Genomic DNA, 19814 nt, shown 5'->3' with positions numbered 1-19814 from the left:
AGTTGTTAACCATCATGGGCCTCAAGTGAGGCCCATGATGATTGACTTATCCACACTACTTTATTGCTTGGGCTGTGTATTAGTGCCCCAGAATCTGGCTAAGGAACAGTTTGGTACGCTCAGACTGCGGGTCATTAAAGAACGGCTCTGGCGCATTCTCTTCAATGATTTGACCTTGATCCATAAAGATGACCCGGTCAGCCACTTTTTTGGCGAAGCCCATTTCGTGGGTTACACAGATCATGGTCATGCCTTCTTCCGCAAGCTCCACCATAACGTCGAGTACTTCCTTGATCATCTCGGGGTCGAGGGCGGAGGTGGGTTCGTCAAACAGCATGACGTCAGGGTGCATGCACAGTGAGCGGGCAATCGCTACACGCTGCTGCTGACCACCGGAGAGCTGCCCTGGGTACTTAGTCGCCTGCTCGGCAATGCGCACGCGCTCCAGATACTCCATGGCCAGCGCTTCGGCCTCTTTGCGGGGCTTCTTTTGTACCCACATTGGCGCGATACAGCAGTTTTCCAGCACCGTTAAATGCGGGAATAGATTGAAGTGCTGAAATACCATGCCGACACTGCGACGAATCTGCTCAATACGCTTAACGTCTTGGGTCAGCGGTACGCCACCCACCACAATTTCACCTTTCTGGTGCTCTTCAAGGTGGTTAATGCAGCGAATCAGCGTTGATTTACCCGAACCCGAAGGGCCGCAAACCACGATACGCTCACCGCGTTTTACTTCAAGGTAGATGTCCCGCAGTACGTGAAAATCGCCGTACCACTTATTGACGTTGCGCATCTCGACCATCAGGTCAGAAGTACTGGTGTCCGAGGTGTTGGTGGCTGCTTGTGTCATGTTGATATCCTACTTAAAACGTAATGAGATGCGGCGCTCGTAGTTAAACTCGAACTAGCGCTTATGGCCGGTGTTTAGCTTGCGCTCTAAGTACTGGCTGTAGCGCGACATGCTGAAACAGAAAATCCAGAACACGAACGCGGCAAATACATACCCCTCTATCGAGAAGCCCAGCCAGCGTGAGTCGGAAAGCGCCGCTTGCACTATGCCCAACAGGTCAAACAGCCCGATGATCATGACCAGGGTGGTGTCTTTAAACAGTGAGATAAACGTATTGACGATACCGGGAATCATCATTTTTAGCGCCTGCGGCATCACAATCAGCCCCATGCGCTTCCAATACGTCATCCCCAGCGCTGCGGCGGCCTCATCCTGCCCTTTAGGGATCGCCTGCAAACCACCGCGTATCACTTCGGCCATATAGGCACTTTGGAACAGTGTCAGGCCAATCAAGGCGCGTACCAGGCGATCCACGCTAAGTTCAGACGGTAGGAATAGTGGCAGCATCACCGAGGCCATAAACAGAATGGTGATGAGCGGCACGCCGCGCCAAAACTCGATAAAAATCACGCAGAAGGTTTTGACGATGGGCATGTTCGAGCGTCGCCCAAGGGCGAGTACGATGCCGATAGGAAGCGCACCAATCATCCCTACGCTTGCCAGTAGCAGCGTCAGCATCAAGCCGCCCCAGCGGTGGGTGGAAACCCGCGGTAGATCAAAATAGCCGCCGTGGAGCAGTACGTAGGCGATCACCGGGAAAATCAGCAGGGCAAACAGCGCCATCCAGCGCTTGAACGGAAGGCGCGGAATGACCATCCAGGCAATAATGCCTGCGAACATGGCGAACACGATATTGGCCCGCCAGTACTCCTCGCTGGGGTAGAGGCCATACATGAACTGGGAGAAGCGTGCGTTAACGAATACCCAGCAGGCGCCCGCCTGTGTGCAGTCTTCGCGGCTATCGCCCACCCAGTTGGCATCAATGAATGCCCACTGAACCGTGGGTACCACGAGTAGGTACAGCACGTAGAGGCCCAATAGCGTGAAAATGCTATTGATGGGGCCGTTGAACAGATTGCCGCGTAGCCAGGCAATCGGGCCAATGGTGCCTTTAGGGGCCGGGCGCTGAGGTATGGTTTCTTTATTGTGAATCATGGGGTTGCCTCCGGCCTAGCGTTCGACCAGCGCAACGCGAGCGTTGAACCAGTTCATGAACATGGACACCAGCAAGCTGATGATCAGATAAACCGCCATGGTCATGGCAATAACTTCGATGGCCTGACCGGTCTGGTTGAGCGTGGTGCCGGCGAAAACCGATACCAGGTCGGGGTAGCCGATGGCGGTGGCCAGGGACGAGTTTTTAATTAGGTTAAGATATTGGCTGGTGAGCGGCGGGATGATGACGCGCATGGCTTGCGGAATGACGACGAGGCGTAGAACCAGGTTGCGTGGCAAGCTCAGCGCCTGGGCGGCTTCCGTTTGGCCATGGGGAATGGCTTGGATGCCCGAGCGCACAATCTCAGCAATGAAGGAGGCCGTATAGATAGACAGCGCCAGCCATAGGGCCAGGAACTCAGGGATAATGGTGATGCCACCGCCGAAGTTAAAGCCCCGCAGTACCGGCATCTCCCAGGTCACCGGTACACCGGTAGCGACCAATACCAGCAGCGGTAGGCCAAAGATAATCACCAGCGACATCCAGAAAACCGGCAGGCGTTTGCCAGTGGCTTCGTGACGGCGCTTGTTCAAGATAACCAACGCAATGCTGGCAATGATGGCCAACACAAAGGTTGCAGGAATCAGTCCAAACCCTGATTCAAACAGCGGTTGAGGCAGGTAGAGCCCACGCACGTTGAGGAAAATGGCTTCGCCAAACGCCATGCTCTCTCTGGCACTGGGTAAGGTACGCAGTACCGCAAAGTACCAGAAGAAAATTTGCAGCAGTAGCGGGATATTACGAAAGGTTTCGATATAAGCGTTGGCCAACTTGGCGATCAACCAGTTGGGCGATAGTCGTGCGATACCGACGATAAAACCAATAATCGAAGCAGCTAGCACCCCTAGTCCACCGACCAGCAGCGTATTGAGCAAGCCAATCACAAAGGTGCGGCCGTAGGTGCTCTGGGAAGAGTATTCGATTAAGGTTTGACCAATACCAAAGCCGGCTGTGTTGCCCAGGAAGCCGAAGCCAGTGGTGATGCCGCGGGCGTTCAGGTTGGCTTGGGTATTGCCGATAATATAGATCAGGAAAGCCGCCACAACGGCGACTAAAATGAGCTGAAAAATAAGTGCGCGCTTAGCGCGGTCTCGCCAAAACGGCGGCTTGTGGCCGGCGGGGCGAATGTTGGGTCTTACAGACATGGGTGGCGTCTCCGCTACACGGAAGGTCAATCAAATGGCCCGCCATTCCCTTAAAACAGAAATCTGTGTAGAGGGCGGCGGGCCGGGGTCAAGCGAGACGCTTAGCGAATCGGGGGAGCGTACTGGAAGCCACCGTCGTTCCACAGGGCGTTGACACCGCGCTCAATTTCCAGCGGAGAGTCCATACCCACGTTACGTTCAAAGCTTTCAGCGTAGTTACCGACTTGGCTAATAATGTTGTAAGCCCAGTCTGCTTCAAGGTTCATGCCTTCGCCGTAGTTGCCGTCTTGGCCCAGCAGGCGAGCGATGTTGGGATCTTCAGAGTTAAGCATTTCTTCAGCGTTTTCACTGGTGACGCCGTACTCTTCGGCATTAATCATGGCAAACAGTGACCATTTCACGATGTTGAACCATAGATCGTCACCTTGGCGAACCACAGGGCCTAGCGGCTCTTTGGAGATAACGTCTGAAAGGATCATCGAGGCAGAGGGATCGTCTAGCTGTATACGTAGCGCCGCCAACTGAGATGTATCGGAGGTTAGCACGTCACAACGACCAGCCTGATAGCCACCTACGGTTTGCTCAGAAGTATCAAAAACAATCGGGTTGAACTCCATGTCGTTAGCACGGAAGTAGTCGGCCAGGTTCAACTCGGTGGTAGTGCCGGACTGGATACAGATAGAGGCACCGTCGAGCTCATCGGCACCGGTGATACCTAGATCGCGGGCGACCATGAAGCCTTGGCCGTCGTAAAAGTTAACGCCGGTGAAGTTCAGGCCCAGAGTTGTATCGCGGGTAGTCGTCCAAGTGGTGTTGCGTGACAGTACATCGACCTCGCCCGACTGTAGTGCGGTAAAGCGTTCAACAGCATTGAGTGAAATGTAGTTAACCGCATCTGCATCACCGAGTACCGCAGCTGCTACTGCACGACAAACATCAACGTCCAGGCCCTGCCAGTTACCGTCGTCATCCGGTGCTGAAAAGCCCGGCAAACCATCGCTCACACCACACTGAACGGCGCCACGCTCAATGGTATCTTCCAGGGTGTCGGCTTGAGCAGTCGCCATTCCCGCTAGGCTAAGTGAGCCAGCGGACGCCAGAAGCGCTAGGTGTTTTTTATTGAACATTTAGTTTCCCTCGAAGTTCTTGAAATTGGTTATTGAAATTCAGTCACTGAAACAGTTCTGCATGCCGCAGCATGTCACTAAACCTAGCAAGGAAGATGCCAACAGGGGTACAGGCGCTAATTCAGCGCTTTTCAACGCTACTCAACGAATTCGAGACGAAGGTCTAGGTGCAAAAAAGGTTACCGCCCACCTCGCTTTGCACCTTTATGGGGCGAGCTGAGGTGGGCGGTAACATACAGGCAGGTGTGAAGCGTGGGGTTACTCGGCCGCAAAGGCCTTGCGCATAAATGGCGGTAGGGCGAGAGCGCCACGGTGAGCGTCAACGCTATAGTACTCAAGGGGCAGGTCGTGGTTAGCGGCTGCCTGCTCGCGGAACGCATTTACGTCAGTGGCTTTACCCGCCAACGTCACGCTCCACCAGCCTGAGGGATAGACCGGCTGCGGGAAGGGTAGCGTGGCAACGCTGTCAAAACCGGCTTTTAGCATGTCGTTGCGCAGCTCACGGATAATCGAGCCACTGTGGTAAAGCGGTGATTCGCTCTGCTGCACCATCACGCCGCCACTTTTCAAGATACGGTGGCAGCGCTTGAGAAAATCTGTTTTAAACAGCCCTTCAGCAGGCCCAACCGGGTCGGTGGAGTCGATAATCAGCACATCGATGCTCTCATCAGGTGCATCGTCCACCCACTTCACGCCATCGGCGAACAGCAGCTCGGCGCGGGGATCGTTATTCGATTCCACTAACGACGGGAAAAAGCGCTCAGAAGCCTTGGTGACCTCTTCGTCGATATCAATTTGGGTCACTTTCTCGACACTCGAGTGACGCAGCACCTCTTTTAAGGTGCCGCAGTCGCCACCGCCAATGATCACCACCCGTTTGGGCTCTTGGTGGGTAAACAGCGCCGGATGCGCAATCATCTCGTGGTAGAGAAAGTTGTCGCGGTCGGTCAGCATCACGCAGCCATCCAGCACCATTAGGTTACCGTAGGTCTCGGTAGCGTAGACCTCCAGATGCTGGTACTGGCTCTGCACATCCAAGAGTTTTTCAGAGATCTTCAGTGAGAAAGCGCTGCCGTGGCTGTCAAAGACTTCGGTAAACCACTGGTCGTCGCGTAAATCGCTCATCAATTGGCTCCTGAATACTGTGCATTGGTGTGAGTCGGAATATCGCGGTGATACTGCGGGCTTAGCTCGTGCAGCGCCTCCATAAAGGCGGTGACGTTATCGGGGTTGGTGAATTGGCTGATACCGTGGCCCAGGTTAAATACGTGGCCAGGGCCGTGGCCGTAGCTCTCCAGCACCCGGGCCACTTCGGCGCGGATAGCCGAGGGGCGGGCAAACAATACGTTGGGATCCAGGTTGCCTTGTAGCGCCACTTTATGACCAACCCGGGCGCGGGCGTCGGAAAGTTCGGTAGACCAGTCGATACCCAGCGCGTCGGCACCGGCGCAAGCGATATGCTCGAGCCACTGGCCGCCGTTTTTGGTGAACAAAATCACCGGTACCCGGCGGCCGTCGTGCTCGCGGATCAGCCCGGAGACGATCTGCTCCATGTAGCGGAGAGAGAACTCCAGGTAAGCAGGGGTAGATAGCGCGCCGCCCCAGGTATCAAAAATCTGCACTGCTTGGGCGCCCGCGCGAATTTGGGCGTTCAGGTAGTCAGTTACCGCATGCGCCAGCGTATCCAGCAGCTGGTGCATGGTATCCGGGGTATCGTAAAGCATGGTTTTCAGATGGCGGAAGTCCTTGCTGGAACCGCCCTCCACCATGTAAGTCGCCAGCGTCCAGGGGCTGCCTGAGAAGCCGATTAGCGGCATGCGGCCGTTCAGCTCGCGGCGAATGGTGGAAACTGCACGCATCACGTAGTCCAGGTCGCGCTCGGCGTCGGGCACGCTGAGTGCGGCAACCTCTTCTTGAGTGCGCACCGTTTTGCGGAATTTGGGGCCTTCGCCGGTTTCAAAATAGAGTCCCAGGCCCATGGCATCGGGAATGGTTAAAATATCTGAAAACAGAATGGCCGCATCCAGCGGGTAACGCTCCAAGGGCTGCAGGGTGACTTCGCAGGCTAGGTCATGGTTGCGGCACAGATCCATAAAACTGCCCGCATCGGCGCGGCTGGCGCGGTATTCCGGCAGATAGCGGCCCGCTTGGCGCATCATCCACACCGGGGTGCGGTCGACGGGCTGGCGCGCTAGTGCGCGAAGAAAGCGATCATTTTGCAAAGGTGTAGTGGTCATAGACACTTGCTCTTAGGAAATTTGCCCGCATCGTATTGGAAACCGTACTTGGGAGCGTACTTGAAACCGTATTGGGGATCGTATGGGAGCAATTGTACTTGAAGATAGGCGCTAGGGCGGCGTACACGATGGCAAAAATCGTCGCACCCGGACAATTTTTCTCGCCTAATAAGCCGATTTTAGCTTCTTCCCCAGCGTGAGGCCTGCGCCGCTTCCTGTTAGAATACTGACCCACTTTGCCAACACTGGTGTGGTTAACTGGTTTGGTCAATCAGCGAGGTAACCTGTGACCATTCGCTTCATTGCCGCTTCCCGGCTGCCCACGCCCTGGGCAACATTTACTATGCATGGCTTCGAAGATGAGGCCACTGGCAAGGATCATATCGCCTTAACGCTGGGTGATGTGACCGGCGATGCGCCGGTGTTGGGGCGTGTGCACTCCGAGTGTTTGACCGGCGATGCGCTGTTTTCCATGCGCTGCGACTGTGGCTACCAGCTCCAGGAAGCGCTTAAACGCATCGCTGAAGAGGGCCGCGGTGTCCTGTTCTACTTACGCCAAGAGGGGCGCGGTATTGGCCTGTTGAATAAAATTCGCGCTTATCACCTGCAAGATCAGGGGGCAGATACGGTCGAGGCCAACGAGCAGCTCGGTTTTGGCGCCGACATGCGCCGCTATGACCTGTGCGTGCCGATGCTTAACCATTTGGGCATCACATCGTTAAGGTTAATGACCAATAACCCGCGCAAGGTGGATGCCCTCACCCGCGACGGCGTGAATGTCGTCGAACGCCTGCCGATCACCACCGGGCTTAACCCCCATAATGAGCAGTATCTATCCACCAAAGCGGGCAAGCTTGGCCACATGATGGCCTTGGATGACTTCACTCAGGCTAGCGATGTAGATATTGAACGTAAGGGGTGATATGAGTGGGAGATGGCATGCCAGGAGCGCCCCAGGATGAACGCCGTCAGTAAGGAGCATTACCAGCAGTATAAACAACAGCGTGAAAAGCCTTCCGAAGAGCAGGGTGAATTCAGCGTTATTGAAGAGTGGCTGCACAGTATCACCCACGGTATTGGTGCTGTGCTCAGTCTGGTCGGAATGGTAGTACTGTTGGTGGCGGCGAGCTACGCCGCCCATGTCGACCCCTGGAAAATTGTCAGCCTGAGCTTATACGGCACTACGCTAGTGCTGCTGTATACCGCTTCTACCCTTTACCACGGTATCCCTCATCGGCGTTGGAAACAGCGTTTTCAATTACTTGATCACTGCGCGATTTATCTTCTTATCGCAGGTACTTACACACCCTTTTTACTCGTCAATATGCGCGGTACGACGGGCTGGGTCTTGTTTGCCGCCGTGTGGTCGCTGGCGCTAGTGGGCATTGCCTGCATACTGCTGTGGCCACAGCGCTTTTCGATATTGCGCGTGGCGATTTACCTGCTTATGGGGTGGATGATCGTGCTGGCGTCAGGCGAGATGGCAGCGAGCCTATCGACAACGGGGATCGTCCTGCTTGCTGCGGGTGGAATCACCTACACACTAGGCGTTATTTTCTACGCCGTGCGCGCGATCCCCTACAACCATGCGATCTGGCATCTGTTTGTGGTTGCCGGAAGCGTCTGCCACTACTTTGCCGTTTATAATGCCGTGTTGCCCCACGTTTCGGCTGCGTAGCGGTTAATAGTCTGACGTCGAAATCACTCTCCTTTTTCGATTTGCCTATCTACTAGTTGCCTTTTTAGCAGCTCGAAAATTCCTGTAAGTCGTAGAATCCCTCTGTAAACTAAGCCAAAAACTTAAGTTTTAAGATATTAAGCCGAAAGTAGTAATAGGGTTAAATACTGACCTGGATGTATTTAACGCCGAATGGCCTGAAAAACCACAGCGGATTCGCATAGTGATGTCTATCGCCACACCCAAAACGACATTCAACAAGATTTTCCAACAAGAGGATTGTCATGAGCACTGTTAACAACGCCCACGACACGACCATGCCGTCGGTACTGGGCAAAAAAGACAGTACTGATGAAATGGTGCATCGCATAGGCCACTTGACGCGCCTGCTGCGGGACAGCATGAAAGAGCTGGGCTTAGATCAGCAAATTACCCAGGCGGCGCAAGCGATACCGGATGCCAATGACCGACTCAATTATGTTGCCTCCATGACGGAGCAGGCAGCAGAGCGGGCCTTGAATGCCGTTGAGCGCGCGCAACCCGTGCAAGACAGTCTCGAAGAAGAGGGCGCTGCGCTTAATAAGCGCTGGCAGTTAGCGGCAGCCAAGCTCGCGGCGGTAGAGGGTGATCCCAGTCTCGTCGAAGACACCCAGGACTTTTTGAACAGCAAGCTTCCCAGCGCAACCGGGGCTACACAAAAAGAGCTGCTTGAAATCATGATGGCTCAGGACTTCCAGGATCTCACCGGCCAGGTGATCAAGAAAATGATGGAAGTCATCAAACTCATCGAAGAGCAGCTTGTTCAGGTGTTAGTGGATAATGTGCCTAACGTCACCGATGGCGTTAAGCTTGAAGATGGCCGCGATGAACATGCCAAACTGCGCAATGGTCCCCAGGTAGGCGAAAACAAGGTTGACGCAGTGTCAGGCCAGGATCAGGTCGATGATTTGCTTGATGAACTTGGCTTTTAGGGGCACTCAGACCGGCAAACAACCGTTGCCATGCGCTGCCAGCAACGGTTTTGAAAGCGCTTAGCTGTCGTTTACTTTGATTAACCCTTCGCGGCTGCCTGCTCTTTCTCAATTGCTTTAGCCATCGCGGGGCGTCGTATGTGGCGTTCGCGATAGACCACCAGCGGCTCGGGCAGGCGGTGCTTCATGCTGATCGCCCACGATAAGGTATGGGCTAAAAACAGATCCGCGAGGGTAAAAGTATTGCCCACCAGGTTTTCTTGACCGTTGTAGCGACGCTCGAGGGCGCTTAGCGCACGCTGAAACTCCCAGGCGCAGGTCGGCAGCACAGCCGTCACGCGCTTATCTTCAGGCAGGGCGAATTTATGTTTGGCCTGATTCCACAGTGGCTGCTCAATTTCCGTAACAATAAAGCTAAGCCACTGGTCGACCTGAGCGCGGGCGGCGGGATCGCTGGGCAGCAGCGTACCATCGCCATACTGCTCCGCTAGATAACGGCAAATCGGCGCCGATTCAAAGAGGGTGAGCTCGCCATCCTCGATCACCGGCACCTTACCGTCCGGATGGCGCGCCAAATGTTCGGCTGTTTGGCCCTCACCCTTATCCAGCGCTACGTGCTGGCACTGATACTCTAGGCCTAACTCTTCAAGCGTCCACGCTGCGCGTAGCGAGCGGGAGTGGGGGAAAGTGTATAGCGTGATCATGGCGTGCTCCTGGCGAGAAATCGATGCTTTAATCTAACGGGCGTGAACGTCGCTGTCGATTATCTCGATGCTATCTATTAGAGCTACCTCTAAGCGCTACCCCGCGCCTCACGAATTCGCTCGTAAGCGTTGCCGATTTCGCTGGTGCGTGCTTGGGCGACGTCGCGCATGCTGTCGGGGAGGCCTTTGCCGGCGAGTTTGTCCGGGTGGTTTTGGCTCATCAGGCGGCGGTAGGCTTTTTTGATCTCTGCATCGCTGGCGTCTTCAGAAACCCCGAGCACGCGGTAAGCGTCTTTGAGGGCCTCTTCGCTGGCGCCCTGGGAATTAGCAGCGGCACCGTGGAGCATCGCTTCGATCTGCTGGACTTCCGCATCACTACAGCCTACGCCCCGGGCGACGCGCAGAATCATTTCGTGCTCGGCGGGATGAAGTACCCCGTCTGCCGCTATGGCGGTTAGCTGCACTTGGATAAACACCTGACGCAAAACCGGCTGGCGCTGGGTGAGGCGGTTAACGTTGGCTAGTTCGGTGTCCAGGTCGAAGTCATCGGCGCGGCCACGTTCGAAGGCGGCGCGGGCCTTGGCACGCTGTTCGCCCTGAAGATGCATCTGGTCAAACAGCTTTTCAGCGATGTCCAGCTCGCCGTCGGTCACCTTGCCGTCTGCTTGGCATAGGCAACCCATCACAGAGAAGATCGACTCCAGAAAGCCCTCCTGGATGCGCATGCGAGCGATATTCAGACGACGGCTAAGGCGTTTGCCTAGCCACCAGCCCAGACCACCGCCAATCAGGAGGCCCACCGGGCCACCAAACGCAAGGCCAATCAAGGCGAAGATAATAATCAGAAATAGCATATTGGTCTCAAAAGTAATGTGAAAATAATGGCTTACGGGAGTCGGGCGCGAATAGCCTGCTCAATGCCTGCGCTATCCAGCTGGCAGTCGGTAAGCAGCTGCGCAGGCGTGCCATGCTCTACAAAGGCGTCCGGTAGGCCGAGGTTGAGCACTTCCACCTGAACGCCTTCGGCGTGGAGCAGCTCATTCACAGCGCTGCCTGCGCCACCGGCTACCACGTTCTCTTCCAGGGTCACCAATAGTTCGTGCTCATCGGCGGCGTGAAGCACCGCATCGCGATCCAGCGGTTTGATGGAGCGCATATTGATATGGGTAGCATTGAGTCGTTCGGCGACTTCTGCTGCGGCGCTATTGAGGCTGCCAAAGGCGAGCAGCGCAATACGCACCCCGTCGTTGGCGGCATGGCGGCGTACTTCCGCTTTACCAATGGCCAGTGGCTCAAGGTGCGCGGGGATCTCCACACCTGGGCCAGTGCCGCGGGGGTAGCGCACCGCGGCGGGGCCGGGGTGGTGATAGGCGGCACTCAACATAGCGCGGCACTCAGCCTCATCCGCCGGGGCCAGAATCACCATGCCGGGCACACAGCGCAGGAAAGAGAGATCCATACTGCCGTGGTGGGTGGGGCCGTCTTCGCCCACCAAGCCTGCGCGGTCAATGGCGAAGGTAACATCCAGGTTCTGCACCGCGACGTCGTGAATCAACTGGTCATAGCCGCGTTGTAGAAAGGTGGAGTAGATCGCGACCACCGGTTTCATGCCTTCGCAGGCCATACCCGCGGCGAGGGTTACCGCGTGCTGCTCGGCAATCGCCACATCAAAATAGCGCTCTGGGTACTCTTTTGAGAAGCGAATCAGGTCGGAGCCTTCGCGCATGGCGGGGGTAATGCCCATCAGGCGTGAATCGGTGGCGGCCATATCGCAGAGCCATTCGCCGAACACATTGCAGTATTTTTTCTTCGCGGGTGGCGGGGTAACCACTGGTTTCTTGACCGTAGTCGTGTTGGCTAGCGTTTCGGGCTTTTCCAGTTTGGTAATGGCGTGGTAGCCAATCTGATCCGCCTCGGCGGGCAGGAAGCCTTTGCCTTTGACTGTTTTGATATGCAGAAACTGTGGGCCGTCCAGGTCACGCAGGTTTTCGAGCGTATCGGTGAGCGCGTCGAGATCGTGGCCATCCATGGGGCCTACGTAGTTAAAGCCCATCTCTTCAAACAGCGTGGCGGGGCTGACCATGCCTTTCATATGCTCTTCGGTGCGCCGGGCCAGTTCCAATGCGCCGGGCAGGTGGGAAAGCACTTTTTTGCTCTCTTCGCGTATTTTCAGATAGGGCTTGCTGGAGAGCACCCGGGCAAGATAGGTCGCCATGCCGCCGACGTTCTCGGAAATCGACATCTCGTTGTCGTTGAGAATCACTAGCAGGTTGGCATCTACGTGGCCCGCGTGGGCCAGGGCTTCAAAGGCCATGCCAGCGGTGAGTGCACCGTCGCCAATAATCGCGCACACACGGCGCTTATCGCCCTGTGCCTTGGCTGCCAGCGCCATTCCCAGCGCCGCCGAAATCGACGTGCTGGAGTGGCCGACGCCGAAGGTGTCGTACTCGGACTCGGCGCGGCGGGGAAACGCCGCCAAGCCGCCGTGCTGGCGAATACTGAGCATTGCCTCGCGGCGGCCAGTGAGAATCTTATGCGGGTAGGCCTGATGGCCTACGTCCCACACCAGTCGGTCATTGGGCGTTTGGTAGATATGGTGCAGAGCAACGCTCAGCTCAACCACGCCTAGTCCAGCGCCAAAGTGACCGCCGGAAACACCCACACTATAAAGCAGGTAGGCGCGCAGCTCGTCAGCCAATTGGGCGAGTTGCTTGGCGTTCATGGCCCGCAGCGCGGCGGGGTGCTCAAAGGAGTCGAGCAGCGGCGTCGTGGGGCGCTCGCGGGGGATTTCGTCGAACAGCTTCATGGGCATCTTTAGTGGTCGCGCTCGATCATATAGTGGGCTAAGTCGGCCAGCGGTGCAGCACGTTCGCCCAGTGGGGCGAGTGAGGCAATGGCCTCGTCAATCAGGCTGTGCGCTTTGCGTTGAGCACCTTCTAACCCCAGCAGGCTGGGGTAGGTGGGCTTGGCGCGTGCGGCATCGGCGCCTGACGTTTTGCCTAGGGTAACGGTATCGCCGATCACATCCAGGATGTCGTCGTGAATCTGAAAGGCTAGCCCAATGGCGCGGGCGTAGCGAGTCAGCGCCGTTAAGCGGGGGTCGGAGTCTTCAACGGCAACCAGACCGCCCAAGCGCACAGCGGCAACAATGAGGGCGCCCGTTTTATGGGCGTGCATATGGGCCAGGGCGTCGACATCCGGGTGGCCACCAACGGCGTCTAAATCCAGCGCTTGCCCCGCCACCATGCCATCACGTCCAGAGGCGGAAGCCAGGGTGTGCACCAGATGGCCCAGCCGTGGATGAGCGTTGCTTGCCAGTACCTCAAACGCCAGCGCCTGCAAGGCGTCGCCGGCCAGAATTGCGCTCGCTTCATCAAAGGCTTTATGCACCGTGGGCTGACCACGGCGAAGGTCGTCGTCATCCATGGCGGGTAAATCATCATGGATCAACGAATAGGCGTGGATTAACTCGATGGCCGCAGCGGGGGCGTCCAGGGCGCTCTCTTCAGCCCCTAGCGCGTGCCCGGCCATATAGACCAGCAGCGGGCGTAGGCGTTTGCCACCGGCAAGCAGGCCATGGCGCATGGCGGCTTCAAGCCTTGGCGCTACCGCTGGGCGGCTATCAAACAGCGCCGCCAGGGTGGCATCTACACGGGCATTGCTGGTCTGGCGCAGGGTGGCAAGCTGGCTAGGCTGCACGGCTACCATGGGGGCGTCTCCTTGCTGTCATCCTCGGCCGCATCCTTGGGGTCGTCGGGGCCAGCGAAGGGGGCGACGTTTAAACGCCCTTCGCTGTCTTCACTCAGCGCCCGCACTTTAAGTTCGGCGCTATCCAAACGCTGCTGGGCATCGCGGGTTAGCCGCACGCCTTGTTCAAACGCGGTCAGTGCATCTTCCAATGAGAGCTCGCCTGACTCGAGACGTTCAACGATGGTTTCGAGTTGCTCAACCGTCGCGGCAAAGTCCTGCGGGGGTGATGTCTTGTCGCTCATTGGGGGGTGCCTGCAAACCGGTATGTTTTTAAATAAGCTGAAATAAGCCCACAGTATACACCGAGGCTGGGGGGCGGCGTCTGCCCTCTTCAGTACAGCTTGTTGCGCAACTTGCGATCCATTCATCGTCTGCACGCAGACTTTTCATCATTCACACCCGGCCTGAACGGCGCGGGCTGTGCTACGATATGCGCCTCCCGTGAACCGATACACGGCGCATGCCGCCGACCATAGAGGTTGATTCAGCCATGGCCAAAACGTCCCTGGACAAGAGCAAGATCAAGATCCTGCTACTCGAGGGCGTCCACCAAAGTGCGGTGGACAATTTTCACAACGCCGGTTATGAAAATATCGAGCATCTGCCTACATCCCTTGATGAAGACGCGCTGATTGACAAGATCCGCGATGTTCACTTCATCGGTATTCGCTCCCGCACCCAGCTCACTGAGCGTGTGTTCGAAGCGGCTGAAAAACTGGTCGGCGTTGGCTGTTTCTGTATCGGCACCAATCAGGTAGATCTGACTGCCGCCCTTGCTCGCGGCATCGCGGTATTTAACGCACCTTACTCCAATACCCGTTCGGTGGCTGAGCTGGTGCTGGCAGAAGCGATTATGCTGCTGCGCGGAATCCCTGAGAAAAACGCCCGCGCTCACCAGGGTGGCTGGCTGAAGTCAGCGAAGAACTCCCACGAAGCGCGTGGTAAAACGCTGGGTATTGTGGGGTACGGTAGCATCGGCGCCCAGCTCTCTGTGCTGGCCGAGTCGCTAGGCTTTAACGTCATTTTTTACGATGTAGTTGCCAAGCTAGGCATGGGCAATGCCAGCCAAGTAGGCAGCCTTGAAGAGCTTCTGGGCCGGGCCGATGTGGTCAGCCTGCACGTGCCCGACCTTGCCTCTACCCGCTGGATGATTGGCGCGAAAGAGATCGCTGCCATGAAGCAAGGCGCTATCTTGATTAACGCTGCCCGCGGCAGCGTGGTGGAAATTGATGCGCTGGCTGAGGCGATTAAGGCTGGCAAGCTTAACGGCGCCGCGATTGATGTCTTCCCAGTTGAACCGAAAGGCAACAACGAGGAGTTCCAGAGCCCGCTACGCGGCCTGGAGAACGTGATTCTGACCCCGCATATCGGTGGCTCCACCCTGGAAGCTCAGGAGAACATCGGTATTGAAGTGTCAGAAAAACTGATCACTTACTCCGATAACGGCACCACCGTGACCTCGGTCAACTTCCCCGAGGTGGCGCTACCCGCTCACCCGGACAAGCACCGTTTGCTGCATATTCACGATAACGTGCCGGGCGTGCTGTCGCAGATTAACCGCGTGCTGTCTGAAAATGACATCAACATCTCCGGTCAATACCTGCAGACCAATGAAAAAGTCGGTTATGTAGTTATTGATGTGGATAAAGCCTACGGCCCCCAGGCGCTGGAAGCGTTGAAACAGGTGGAGCATACGCTGAAGATTCGTGCCCTTTACTCTGCGCAAAACAACTAAAGCAGTTAGTTGAATAAGTGGGTTGTAAAAACGGCGCCTCGCAAGAGGCGCCGTTTCGTAGTTTAGTAGGCTAGGTATTTAAGCAAGATCAAACAGCAGCACTTCGCCTGCCTCTTTGCCGGTCAGGTTGATCGCCTCATCCGGTTGGAACGCCGCGGCGTCGCCTGCGCTCAACGTCTCACCGTTAACCTCCATTTCACCATTCACCACATGCAGCCAAGCGTAGCGTGATGGCGGCGCTGTTGCCTGTTCTCCAGCGTTAAACAAGCCTGCGTAAAGATTCACATCCTGGTTGATGCTCACAGACCCGTCGCGGCCTTCTTCAGAAGCCACTAAACGCCATTGCCCTTGACGCTCAGCGACAGGGAAAGCCTTCTGCTCGTAGCTGGGTTTGATGCCGAGCTGCTTGGGTTCAATCCAGATCTGTAGAAAGTGCAGCTCATTCTCCTTGGAGTGATTGAACTCGCTGTGCAGTACCCCGGTGCCTGCCGACATGCGCTGCACATCGCCCGGGCGCATCACCTCGCCGTTGCCCATGTTGTCTTTGTGCTCCATCTCACCATCCAATACGTAGGAGATGATCTCCATATTGCGGTGAGGGTGGGCGCCAAAACCATGGCCGCCAGCAACGCGGTCTTCGTTGATCACGCGCAGGGCGCGAAACCCCATATGGTTGCGGTCAACGTAGTTGGCAAATGAAAAGGTGTGGAATGAGCGTAGCCAGCCGTGGTCGGCGTAGCCCCGCTCGTTTGAACGACGAATAATCATGGTGTGCTCCGCAGGTTGCGTGAGATTGAATAATGACAATATACGCCTTGCTGACGCCTTGTGGGGTGAAGCTTTCAGCACGTTTCTGTCGAATAAATCGATGTATTAAATGCCGGGCTGGGAGGACTGTTTGAAGAGCCAGGGCAAGCCATTCTCGGGGCAGACATGGCGCTTTGCCCTCGGCTTTTGGCTAGCTTTCGAGTAAAATCCCCGCCTCTGTTAACCCGGTCCGCCCTTTGCGAGGGTGACTACCAGGAGCTTTGCATGTCTGTATCCAACACGGCCTCAACCCCAATGCCGCCCATTGTGGTCGCGGCGCTCTATAAGTTTGTCACCCTGAACGACTTCGAAGCGCTGCGCGAGCCGCTGCGCCAAACCATGCTCGATAACGACGTAAAGGGCACGCTGCTACTCGCCAAAGAGGGCATTAACGGCACGGTGGCGGGCAACCGTGAAGGTATTGACGCGCTGCTTACTTGGCTGACCGCTGATCCGCGCTTGGCTGATATTGATCACAAAGAGTCTTATTGCGACGAAACGCCGTTCTACCGCACCAAGGTCAAGCTCAAAAAAGAGATCGTCACCCTCGGCGTACTGGATATCGACCCTAACGACACCGTGGGCACCTACGTCGAGCCGGAAAACTGGAACGACATCATTGCCGACCCGGAAGTGCTGGTGATCGATACCCGCAATGATTACGAAGTGGCGATTGGCAGCTTCGAGCGGGCGATCGATCCTAAAACCACCACATTCCGAGAGTTTCCCGAGTACGTGCGCGAGCACTACGACCCGGAAAAACATAAAAAAGTAGCGATGTTCTGCACCGGTGGCATCCGCTGTGAAAAAGCCTCCAGCTTTATGCTGAAAGAGGGCTTTGAAGAGGTCTATCATCTGAAAGGTGGCGTGCTGAACTACCTGGAAAAAGTCCCGGAAGAGCAGTCGCTATGGAAAGGTGAGTGTTTTGTATTCGATAACCGCGTGACGGTGCGCCACGACTTAAGCAAAGGCGAATTCGAGCAGTGCCACGCCTGCCGCATGCCGATCTCCGCCGAGGATATGCAGTCTTCCGCTTATGAGCCGGGCATTAGCTGCCCACACTGCATTGATTCGTTGCCAGAGAAGACCCGCGCCGCCGCTCGCGAGCGCCAGCGCCAAATCGATCTAGCCAAACAGCGTGGCGAGCCGCACCCCTTAGGCCGCGATACCCGCCTGATGAAGAAATGAAGTAGCGCACAGCAGGTAAGATTTTTAAACAAGAAACGTACGTAAAGCTTGTGCGCTAGACTGATGGGCAAAGTGTTACTCAACCTCAGGAGTTCACCATGCCTATCCCCTCTGACGGTCTATCGTCAACGGCTTCCCCTCTGCAGCGCCTTGACCACCAGGGCATAACAACGCTGACGATGGGCACACCGGAGCGCTTTAATGCGCTCTCGGAAGCCATGCTGGAAGCGCTTCATGACGCGTTAGCCGATATTGCCGACGATAGCAGCGTACGCTGCGTGGTCATTGCCGCCGAAGGAAAAGCCTTCTGCGCTGGGCATGACCTGAAGCAGATGCGCGCCAACCCCGATAAAGCCTACTACCAAGCACTGTTTACCCGCTGTAGCGACGTCATGCAGGCCATTGTGCATTTGCCGGTGCCAGTGATTGCCAAAGTGCAGGGCATCGCCACCGCCGCGGGCTGCCAACTCGTCGCGAGCTGTGATCTGGCCGTCGCCGCGCGCAGCGCCCGCTTTGCCGTTTCCGGTATCAACGTTGGCCTGTTTTGCTCCACCCCGGCGGTAGCACTTTCCCGCAACGTTGCCCGTAAGCGTGCCATGGAGATGCTGCTTACCGGCGAATTTGTCAGTGCCGAGCAGGCCGCCGAGTGGGGCTTGATTAACCGCGTGGCAGAAGACGGTGCGCTGGATGAGGCAATTCAAGAGCTGACAGCCAGTATCTGCGCTAAAAGCGCCGTGGCGGTGCGCACCGGAAAAGCCATGTTTGCCCGCCAGCTTGCCATGCCGCTCGACGAAGCCTACGCCTTTGCCGGGGAAACCATGGCCTGCAATATGTTGGCCGAGGATGTAAGCGAGGGGATTGATGCGTTTATTGCCAAGCGGCCACCGCATTGGCGACATCGCTGACGTGCTACCGCTGACGCACCATCGCTGAATGAATGGAATTCGTTTCCGTAAACGCGACAATCGCCGTGCTGTCACGTTATCCTGACGCCCTTTATGTTTTCAGGGAAGGCGCCGTCAGAAAAGGCGCTGTTAGTACGTATTAGAAGCGCTTTTGGGAGCTTATTTTAGGAGCGCCTTTTTGGAGAGAGCCAGGTGAGTGAAGCCAAACGCAGGACGGTCGGACGTCCGGCGAGTACCGCCAAAGCTAGCGGAGGCCACAGCCAGTCGCTGGTGCGTGGCTTAACACTGTTGGAGTACCTTGCGGCCAGCCCGCTTGGGTTGGCCCTTTCAGAAGTGGCAGAGATGGCCGAATTGGCGCCTTCTACCACCCACCGTTTGCTGCAAGCCTTGCAGAGCCAGGGGTTTGTGACCCAGGAGAACGAGCAGGGGCTATGGCGAATCGATGTTAAAACCTTCCGTATCGGCAATAGCTTTCTAGAAGCCCGCGACGTAGTGGCCACAAGTCGGCCCTTTCTGCGCCGCTTAACCGCTGAAACCGGTGAAACGGCCAACTTAGGCATCCGTGATGGGGCCACGGCGGTGTTTCTAGCCCAGCACGAGTCACCGCAGATGATGCGCATGATCACCCGCTTAGGCTCCCGCGCGCCGCTGCATGCCTCTGGGGTAGGTAAAGCACTGCTGGCGTGGATGCCCGATGACGAACGTGCGCAACTGCTGGATGGTCGTGAGCTGGCAAGAGTGACCGCCAATACGCTCTATCAGCCCGATACTCTGGGTGTGGAAATAGAGCAGATTCGCGCTCAAGGCTTTGCCTGCGACCGGGAAGAGCATGCCGTTGGCCTACATTGCGTGGCTGCCTGTGTGTTTGATGAGCACGGCGTGCCGCTGGCAGCGATCTCGGTTTCAGGCCCGGTGGCGCGAATTCCGGAAGCCCGCTTACTAACCCTAGGGGCGCTAGTCCGCCAAACGGCCGATGAGATAACCCTACAGTTGGGTGGGCAGGTGCCGCGTTAACGTGGGTCGCTGAGGTTATGGTAAGCCTATGCTAAGCCTGTTTTTTGTTGCCCTGGTCAGCGCAACGCTGCTGCCCGGTGGGTCGGAAGTGTGGTTAGCGCGGCTGTGGTGTCTCGGTGAGCCTCCGTTAGGGCTGTGGTTAGTGGCCACGGCGGGTAACACCCTTGGCAGCATGATCAACGTAGTAATGGGCCGCTATGCACGTCAGTTTCAGGATCGCCGTTGGTTCCCCGCATCGCCACGTAGCTTGGCTCGCGCAGAAGGCTGGTATCACCGCTTTGGCGAGCTGAGCCTGTTGATTTCCTGGGCGCCGATTATTGGCGACCCCCTCACCGTGTTGGCCGGCGTGTTTCGGCTGCCCTGGTGGCGGGCACTGACCTGGATCGTGGTCGCTAAAGGCGCGCGTTACGCCGTGGTGTTACTGCTGGCACAGCAGTGGCTAGTCCCGCTATGCCAGTGAAACGCCTTATTAATCAAGTCA

The 19814-nt window shown here is 56.7% G+C and carries 20 protein-coding genes; 8 read left to right on the top strand and 12 right to left on the bottom strand.

Annotated features, from left to right (window positions below):
- Positions 1-79 precede the first annotated feature (79 nt).
- The 6 genes from KF947_RS10010 to hemE form a co-directional block, all read right to left on the bottom strand.
- Positions 80-808: an amino acid ABC transporter ATP-binding protein gene (locus tag KF947_RS10010; protein WP_133731895.1), complete on the bottom strand. Its 729-nt coding sequence runs from the start codon at positions 806-808 to the stop codon at positions 80-82.
- 102 nt (positions 809-910) lie between these two features.
- Positions 911-2011 (bottom strand): amino acid ABC transporter permease, encoded by a 1101-nt coding sequence (locus KF947_RS10005; RefSeq protein ID WP_133731866.1) that lies wholly within the window; start codon positions 2009-2011, stop codon positions 911-913.
- A 15-nt stretch (positions 2012-2026) separates the two neighbouring features.
- Entirely contained in the window at positions 2027-3217 is a 1191-nt protein-coding gene (locus tag KF947_RS10000; RefSeq protein WP_227406154.1) for an amino acid ABC transporter permease, read from the bottom strand.
- 101 nt (positions 3218-3318) lie between these two features.
- Positions 3319-4344: an amino acid ABC transporter substrate-binding protein gene (locus KF947_RS09995; RefSeq protein WP_133731864.1), complete on the bottom strand. Its 1026-nt coding sequence runs from the start codon at positions 4342-4344 to the stop codon at positions 3319-3321.
- Positions 4345-4602: 258 nt separating this feature from the next.
- The gene (gene speE / locus KF947_RS09990) at positions 4603-5469 is read right to left on the bottom strand and encodes a polyamine aminopropyltransferase (RefSeq protein WP_133731863.1); all 867 of its coding nucleotides are present in this window, start codon (positions 5467-5469) and stop codon (positions 4603-4605) included.
- Positions 5469-6581: a uroporphyrinogen decarboxylase gene (hemE, locus tag KF947_RS09985; protein WP_133731862.1), complete on the bottom strand. Its 1113-nt coding sequence runs from the start codon at positions 6579-6581 to the stop codon at positions 5469-5471. The genes speE and hemE overlap by 1 nt, the downstream gene beginning before the upstream one ends.
- A gap of 286 nt (positions 6582-6867) precedes the next feature.
- Between hemE and ribA the strand changes: the two genes are divergently transcribed.
- From ribA to cheZ, 3 genes are all read left to right on the top strand, one after another.
- A complete protein-coding gene (ribA, locus tag KF947_RS09980) occupies positions 6868-7503 on the top strand; it encodes a GTP cyclohydrolase II (protein ID WP_088700213.1) in 636 nt (211 codons plus the stop codon).
- A gap of 36 nt (positions 7504-7539) precedes the next feature.
- A complete protein-coding gene (gene trhA, locus KF947_RS09975; protein ID WP_211594460.1) occupies positions 7540-8259 on the top strand; it encodes a PAQR family membrane homeostasis protein TrhA in 720 nt (239 codons plus the stop codon).
- Between the two features lie 284 nt (positions 8260-8543).
- The gene (gene cheZ / locus KF947_RS09970; protein WP_227406153.1) at positions 8544-9230 is read left to right on the top strand and encodes a protein phosphatase CheZ; all 687 of its coding nucleotides are present in this window, start codon (positions 8544-8546) and stop codon (positions 9228-9230) included.
- A gap of 80 nt (positions 9231-9310) precedes the next feature.
- On the opposite strand, the gene KF947_RS09965 is transcribed toward cheZ, so the two are convergent.
- From KF947_RS09965 to KF947_RS09945, 5 genes are all read right to left on the bottom strand, one after another.
- Positions 9311-9934: a glutathione S-transferase family protein gene (locus KF947_RS09965; protein WP_211594458.1), complete on the bottom strand. Its 624-nt coding sequence runs from the start codon at positions 9932-9934 to the stop codon at positions 9311-9313.
- A gap of 89 nt (positions 9935-10023) precedes the next feature.
- The gene (gene djlA, locus KF947_RS09960) at positions 10024-10788 is read right to left on the bottom strand and encodes a co-chaperone DjlA (RefSeq protein ID WP_227406152.1); all 765 of its coding nucleotides are present in this window, start codon (positions 10786-10788) and stop codon (positions 10024-10026) included.
- A gap of 32 nt (positions 10789-10820) precedes the next feature.
- Positions 10821-12746, bottom strand: coding sequence for a 1-deoxy-D-xylulose-5-phosphate synthase (gene dxs, locus KF947_RS09955; protein WP_227406151.1), 1926 nt, complete (start codon positions 12744-12746; stop codon positions 10821-10823).
- Positions 12747-12748: 2 nt separating this feature from the next.
- Positions 12749-13642, bottom strand: coding sequence for a (2E,6E)-farnesyl diphosphate synthase (gene ispA / locus KF947_RS09950; protein ID WP_088700219.1), 894 nt, complete (start codon positions 13640-13642; stop codon positions 12749-12751).
- The gene (locus tag KF947_RS09945; protein ID WP_227406150.1) at positions 13636-13926 is read right to left on the bottom strand and encodes an exodeoxyribonuclease VII small subunit; all 291 of its coding nucleotides are present in this window, start codon (positions 13924-13926) and stop codon (positions 13636-13638) included. The genes ispA and KF947_RS09945 overlap by 7 nt, the downstream gene beginning before the upstream one ends.
- A gap of 248 nt (positions 13927-14174) precedes the next feature.
- Here KF947_RS09945 and serA point away from each other — a divergent pair, with 248 nt between their 5' ends.
- Positions 14175-15419: a phosphoglycerate dehydrogenase gene (gene serA, locus KF947_RS09940; protein WP_227406149.1), complete on the top strand. Its 1245-nt coding sequence runs from the start codon at positions 14175-14177 to the stop codon at positions 15417-15419.
- Between the two features lie 78 nt (positions 15420-15497).
- Here serA and KF947_RS09935 read toward each other — a convergent pair whose 3' ends face one another.
- Entirely contained in the window at positions 15498-16187 is a 690-nt protein-coding gene (locus tag KF947_RS09935; RefSeq protein ID WP_227406148.1) for a pirin family protein, read from the bottom strand.
- A 264-nt stretch (positions 16188-16451) separates the two neighbouring features.
- On the opposite strand from KF947_RS09935, the gene KF947_RS09930 reads away from it, so the two are divergent.
- From KF947_RS09930 to KF947_RS09915, 4 genes are all read left to right on the top strand, one after another.
- On the top strand, positions 16452-17414 hold the full coding sequence (locus KF947_RS09930) for a rhodanese-related sulfurtransferase (protein ID WP_227406147.1): 963 nt from the start codon (positions 16452-16454) through the stop codon (positions 17412-17414).
- Between the two features lie 98 nt (positions 17415-17512).
- Entirely contained in the window at positions 17513-18319 is an 807-nt protein-coding gene (locus KF947_RS09925) for an enoyl-CoA hydratase (RefSeq protein ID WP_133731851.1), read from the top strand.
- Between the two features lie 192 nt (positions 18320-18511).
- Entirely contained in the window at positions 18512-19333 is an 822-nt protein-coding gene (locus tag KF947_RS09920) for an IclR family transcriptional regulator C-terminal domain-containing protein (protein ID WP_133731850.1), read from the top strand.
- A gap of 28 nt (positions 19334-19361) precedes the next feature.
- Complete coding sequence (locus KF947_RS09915) at positions 19362-19793, top strand: YqaA family protein (RefSeq protein ID WP_133731849.1); 432 nt, start codon at positions 19362-19364, stop codon at positions 19791-19793.
- Positions 19794-19814 lie beyond the last annotated feature (21 nt).

The sequence above is a fragment of the Halomonas sp. FeN2 genome, from assembly GCF_020595105.1.
GTDB lineage: Bacteria > Pseudomonadota > Gammaproteobacteria > Pseudomonadales > Halomonadaceae > Vreelandella > Vreelandella neptunia.
The sequence above is the reverse complement of the archived record's forward strand: the minus strand, read 5'-3'. Positions and strand labels throughout refer to the sequence as shown.

Excerpts from the sequence above, each read along its gene's own strand:
- KF947_RS10010 (WP_133731895.1), bottom strand. The coding sequence starts at position 808 with ATGGTCGAGATGCGCAACGTCAATAAGTGGTACGGCGATTTTCACGTA.
- KF947_RS10005 (WP_133731866.1), bottom strand. The coding sequence starts at position 2,011 with ATGATTCACAATAAAGAAACCATACCTCAGCGCCCGGCCCCTAAAGGC.
- KF947_RS10000 (WP_227406154.1), bottom strand. The coding sequence starts at position 3,217 with ATGTCTGTAAGACCCAACATTCGCCCCGCCGGCCACAAGCCGCCGTTT.
- KF947_RS09995 (WP_133731864.1), bottom strand. The coding sequence starts at position 4,344 with ATGTTCAATAAAAAACACCTAGCGCTTCTGGCGTCCGCTGGCTCACTT.
- speE (WP_133731863.1), bottom strand. The coding sequence starts at position 5,469 with ATGAGCGATTTACGCGACGACCAGTGGTTTACCGAAGTCTTTGACAGC.
- hemE (WP_133731862.1), bottom strand. The coding sequence starts at position 6,581 with ATGACCACTACACCTTTGCAAAATGATCGCTTTCTTCGCGCACTAGCG.
- trhA (WP_211594460.1), top strand. The coding sequence starts at position 7,540 with ATGAACGCCGTCAGTAAGGAGCATTACCAGCAGTATAAACAACAGCGT.
- cheZ (WP_227406153.1), top strand. The coding sequence starts at position 8,544 with ATGAGCACTGTTAACAACGCCCACGACACGACCATGCCGTCGGTACTG.
- KF947_RS09965 (WP_211594458.1), bottom strand. The coding sequence starts at position 9,934 with ATGATCACGCTATACACTTTCCCCCACTCCCGCTCGCTACGCGCAGCG.
- djlA (WP_227406152.1), bottom strand. The coding sequence starts at position 10,788 with ATGCTATTTCTGATTATTATCTTCGCCTTGATTGGCCTTGCGTTTGGT.
- dxs (WP_227406151.1), bottom strand. The coding sequence starts at position 12,746 with ATGCCCATGAAGCTGTTCGACGAAATCCCCCGCGAGCGCCCCACGACG.
- ispA (WP_088700219.1), bottom strand. The coding sequence starts at position 13,642 with ATGGTAGCCGTGCAGCCTAGCCAGCTTGCCACCCTGCGCCAGACCAGC.
- KF947_RS09945 (WP_227406150.1), bottom strand. The coding sequence starts at position 13,926 with ATGAGCGACAAGACATCACCCCCGCAGGACTTTGCCGCGACGGTTGAG.
- serA (WP_227406149.1), top strand. The coding sequence starts at position 14,175 with ATGGCCAAAACGTCCCTGGACAAGAGCAAGATCAAGATCCTGCTACTC.
- KF947_RS09935 (WP_227406148.1), bottom strand. The coding sequence starts at position 16,187 with ATGATTATTCGTCGTTCAAACGAGCGGGGCTACGCCGACCACGGCTGG.
- KF947_RS09930 (WP_227406147.1), top strand. The coding sequence starts at position 16,452 with ATGTCTGTATCCAACACGGCCTCAACCCCAATGCCGCCCATTGTGGTC.
- KF947_RS09925 (WP_133731851.1), top strand. The coding sequence starts at position 17,513 with ATGCCTATCCCCTCTGACGGTCTATCGTCAACGGCTTCCCCTCTGCAG.
- KF947_RS09915 (WP_133731849.1), top strand. The coding sequence starts at position 19,362 with ATGCTAAGCCTGTTTTTTGTTGCCCTGGTCAGCGCAACGCTGCTGCCC.